Below are 4,194 nucleotides of genomic sequence, written 5' to 3' on the forward strand. Positions count from 1 at the left end.
GAGCGGGCGGCGGCGTCCGCGCTCTCCCCGCCGTCCGAGCCCTCCCCGTCACCCGGGCCGACCAGGCGCTCCGCCCCGAAAGCCGCCCCGCGCAGGGCGAACAGGGCCACGACGGCGGCCGCGCCCAGAACGGTGGCCGGGTGCGCGGACAGCCCGCCGCCGAGCAGCCCGGCCAGGACGAGCCCCCACGAGACCGCCAGGATCCAGCTGCCCGCCACGATCGCGGTGTCACAGGCCGACCGCCACCGGGTGTCGTCCACCCGGGCACGGAACCACAGCCCCGCGTCGCGGGTCAGCCAGCCGGCCAGCAGGACGACCAGCACCGGCCACAGGTCGCCGACCACCCGGTGTTCCAGGACGGGAAAGAGGCCCGCCATCACTCCCAGAGTGGCGACGAGCCACACCTCGGAGGCCAGGAAGTAGGGCGCGAGCGCGGCCACCACCCGGCGGCGCTCCGCGGGCGTGCGCGCCACGTGCGGCATGAGCATGCCCAGGCCGATGTCGGACCCGGCCAGGACCAGGTAGCCCACGACGAACAGGGCGAGGAGTACTGCGGAGGCGAGTTCCATGGCGTTTTCCCTCTGGCTCTCAGAACGTGGGGACGGGGGCGGTGGGCTCCTCGGGCTCGTCCTCGCGGCGTTCGGCCAGCGGGCCGCCCTCTGGTCCGCGTCGGGCGAAGCGGACCAGGAGCCAGTACGTCACGACGGCCAGGGCGCCGAAGGCGACGGTGAAGAGGGTGAAGGACACCAGGGCCGCGGCCGGGGACATCGGGGTCACGGCGTCGGCGGTGGTCAGGTGGTGCACCACCACCCATGGCTGGCGGCCCGCCTCGCGGTAGACCCAGCCGCAGATGCTGGCCAGGTAGGGGAGGAACGGGGAGGCCACGAGCACGGACAAACCCCATACACGGAGGCGGGATCCAGCGGTGCGCAGGGCCGGGAACCGCGTCCGGGTGCGGACCGGGACCAGGGACGGGAACCACCGGCGAGGGTTGAGCAGGCCGATGTACTGGGCGGCGAGCATGATCGGACCGAGGAAGAACAGCACAGCCCAGGTGACGATCATCAGGTGCCCGGCCGCCTCGGCCAGCATGTGCACCGTCTCGTTCGCGCCCGCCTCGATCGCCTCGATCTCGGCGGCGCTGTAGGTCAGCCCGCTGGTGGGCGGGTCCTCACCGAAGAGCGGGAACTGCGCGCCGCCGAAGCTCACCACGAGGAAGGGCGTCAGGCACATCATCAGTGCCGCGTAGCGGCTCCCGCGCCGGAACACCCCGTAGGGGTCGTCGGCGCGCCGCAGGTGGTAGGCGCTCACGGCCGCCACCACCAAGGCACCCAGCAGCATCGCGCTGGTGATCACGTGCAGGAAGGCGAACACCGTCGCCGGGTTGGTCATCATGGCGACGGGGTCCGTCATGTGCGCGACCCCGTCCACCGTCTCGAAGCCCACCGGGTGCCGCAGGAAGCCGTTGGCGACCAGCACCCACCACGCGGACGAGTACGCCGTCACGGTGACCACCAGGAAGCAGAACAGGTGCGCCCAGCGCCCCATCCGGTCCCAGCCGAAGATCCACAACCCGAGGAACGTGGACTCGACGAAGAAGGCGGTCATCGTCTCGATGGCCAGCGGAGCGGCGAAGGTGTACCCGAACATCTCGTGCAGTCCGGTCCAGTTCAGCGCGAGCTGGAGTTCCATCACCAGGCCGGACAGGACCCCCATCCCGTAGTTGACCAGGTAGAGGCCTCCCCAGAAGCGCACGGAGGTCATCCGCGCTCGATCGCCGCGCAGTGTCGCGAGGAGCTGGGTGGTGAGGATGTACGGGGCCAGCCCGAGCGTGAGCGCCACGAACATGTAGTGCGTGGCCGCGGTCAGCGCGAACTGAAGCCGGGCTAGGACGAGCGGATCCTCGAACATCGTGCGGCCTCTGCTGTCGGCGGGTGGGGACGCTGAACAGCATCCGCCGACGGCCGGGGCCGCCACATCGTCTCCCGGGCGACTCTTGGCCACCCCCGGAGGAGGTATACGGGGAAGGGGCCTACTTCCCGGGGTGTACGGGCGATCCCGGAGGTCCCTCAGGGCCCTCTAAGGGTGGTCCCGGGTCCATCCGGGTGTCACTAGCGCGGTCTCGTAGGCGAGCACCACCAGTTGGGCCCGGTCGCGCACGCCCAGCTTCACCATGGTGCGGCTCACGTGGGTCTTGGCGGTGGCAGGGCTGAGCACCAGCTCCCCGGCGATCTCCTCGTTGGACAGGCCGCGGCCGACCAGGGCGAGTACCTCGCGCTCGCGTTCGGTGAGCCCGTTGAGTCGCACAGAGGGCTCCGGGGACCGGGCGGGGCGGCGGGCGAAGTCGGCGATGAGGCGCCGGGTGATGCCGGGAGACAGGAGAGCCTCGCCCCCGTGGACGACCCGTACCGCCTGGAGCAGGTCGTGGGGTTCGGTGTCCTTGACCAGGAAGCCGCTCGCGCCGCCCCTCAGCGCTTCAAAGATGTATTCGTCCAGGTCGAACGTGGTGAGGATGACGATCCGCGTCCGGTCCAGCGCGGGTTCGGCGAGGATGCGTTCGGTGGCCGCCAGGCCGTCCACTCCGGGCATCCGGACGTCCATCAGCACCACGTCGGGGCGCTCGGCGCGGGCGAGGCGGACCGCCTCCCCGCCGTCGGAGGCCTCCGCGACCACCTCGATGTCGGGGGCGCTGTCCAACAGGGCACGGAACCCCGCCCGGACCAAGGCCTGGTCATCGGCGAGCAGTACCCGGATCACCGTGTTCCCCCCGTTCATCGGGTTCCCCTTGCCCTTGGGCGGGGCCGCCGTCGACCGGCAGCGCGACCCGCACCCGGAATCCTCCACCCTCGGCGGGTCCGGCGTCCACCGTTCCCCCGACGAGGGCGGCCCGTTCGTGCATCCCGGCGATGCCGTTGCCCGGGGCCGGTGGCCCCACGGTCCCGCGGCCGTCGTCGGTGACCTCCAGGACCAGGGCCGACGGGCCGTAATCGATCCCGAGCCGGGCCCGGTCCGAGCCGGAGTGCCGGACCACGTTGGTGAGCGCCTCCTGCACGGCCCGGTAGGCCACCCCCTCGATGCCGGCGGCGAGGCGCCGTTCGGTGCCGGTCACCGCCAGGTCCACGGCCAACCCCGCCGTACGGGCGCCCTCCACCAGCTCCTGCAGCCGGTCGAGCCCAGGGACCGGAGACCGAGGCGCCGCCTCGTCCACCGCGCGCAGCACACCCAGCGTGGAGCGCAGCTCGGTGAGCGTGTCCTTGCTGGCCTGCTTGATGGTGGCGAGCGCCTCGGCGGCCCGCTCGGGCTGGGACTCCATCAGGTACAGCGCCGTCCCGGCCTGCACGTTGATGAGCGAGATGTTGTGCGCGACGGTGTCGTGTACGTCGCGCGCCAGGCGCAGCCGTTCGTCCGAGGCCCTGCGGAGGAGCTCCTCCTCCCTGGTGCGCTGCGCTCCGGCCTCGCGCTCCCGGTCCGCCCGCTGGTAGTCGGCGCGCCACCGCAGGATCTCGGCGATGCACAGCAGCACGATGATCCAGGCGAGGGTGGCCGCGGAGTCGGCGCGCAGGGCACCGCCCTTCAGGAGCATGTAGGCGTTGAGCAGGACGAACAGCCCCGGCCCCAGGAGCCAGCCGAAGACCCGGTAGCCCCAGCGCACGACGGTGTAGAGCATGGCGAGCGCGCTCAGCATGACCGCGCCGTCGGGGAAGGAGAGCGGGTAGTAGACGGTCGCGGCCACCACCGTCACCGCCGCTGTCACGCACGGCCACGCGGTACGCCACAGCACCGGCGCGCAGGCCACAAGGATGAGCGCATACCCCCATGGCCAGGGACGCGTGTCCTCCGGGACCGGATCGACGACCTCGATCACGGCCGTGCTGCCCGCAGACAGCAACAGGAGCCCCAAGGCGAGCCAGAGGTCGGTTCGGGTGGGACGGGGAACGCGGGTGAGTAGTGCTGCCACGAGTCCGACAGTACGGCGGTCCCCTCCGGGACGCCGTCCCCCTCAGGAGGTCACTTCGGGGTCGGGCCTACTCCCGGGGGAGTAGGGGTCGGACCGTGCCTCCGAACATGCCCTAGCTTGTCGTTTAAGCTGCTTGCTTGTCTCTAGAGCGGCCCGTGGTGCCCGTTTTATGCTTTTTCGGAACCTCGTAACGGGGAGCTGGACGCTTGTTCCAGCTCCCCGCCACACGCCCCGGC

Annotated in this window: 4 protein-coding genes; all 4 read right to left on the bottom strand. The window is 71.5% G+C overall.

What is annotated here, in order from left to right; all coding sequences use genetic code 11:
- On the bottom strand, window positions 1-569 hold a 569-nt coding region (locus ACYVD1_RS34375), incomplete at its 3' end, for a cytochrome d ubiquinol oxidase subunit II (protein ID WP_460778657.1).
- Window positions 570-588: 19 nt separating this feature from the next.
- Window positions 589-1,911, bottom strand: a complete 1,323-nt coding sequence (locus ACYVD1_RS34380) for a cytochrome ubiquinol oxidase subunit I (protein ID WP_460778658.1) — start codon at window positions 1,909-1,911, stop codon at window positions 589-591.
- 168 nt (window positions 1,912-2,079) lie between these two features.
- Entirely contained in the window at window positions 2,080-2,757 is a 678-nt protein-coding gene (locus ACYVD1_RS34385; protein ID WP_460778660.1) for a response regulator, read from the bottom strand.
- Window positions 2,732-3,958, bottom strand: coding sequence for a sensor histidine kinase (locus tag ACYVD1_RS34390; RefSeq protein ID WP_460778659.1), 1,227 nt, complete (start codon window positions 3,956-3,958; stop codon window positions 2,732-2,734). Before ACYVD1_RS34390 ends, ACYVD1_RS34385 begins: the two co-directional genes overlap by 26 nt.
- Window positions 3,959-4,194 lie beyond the last annotated feature (236 nt).

It is taken from the genome of Nocardiopsis nanhaiensis (assembly GCF_054778635.1).

Bases quoted from the DNA above. Each gene is read 5' to 3' on its own strand.
- ACYVD1_RS34380 (WP_460778658.1), bottom strand. From the start codon at position 1,911: ATGTTCGAGGATCCGCTCGTCCTAGCCCGGCTTCAGTTCGCGCTGACC.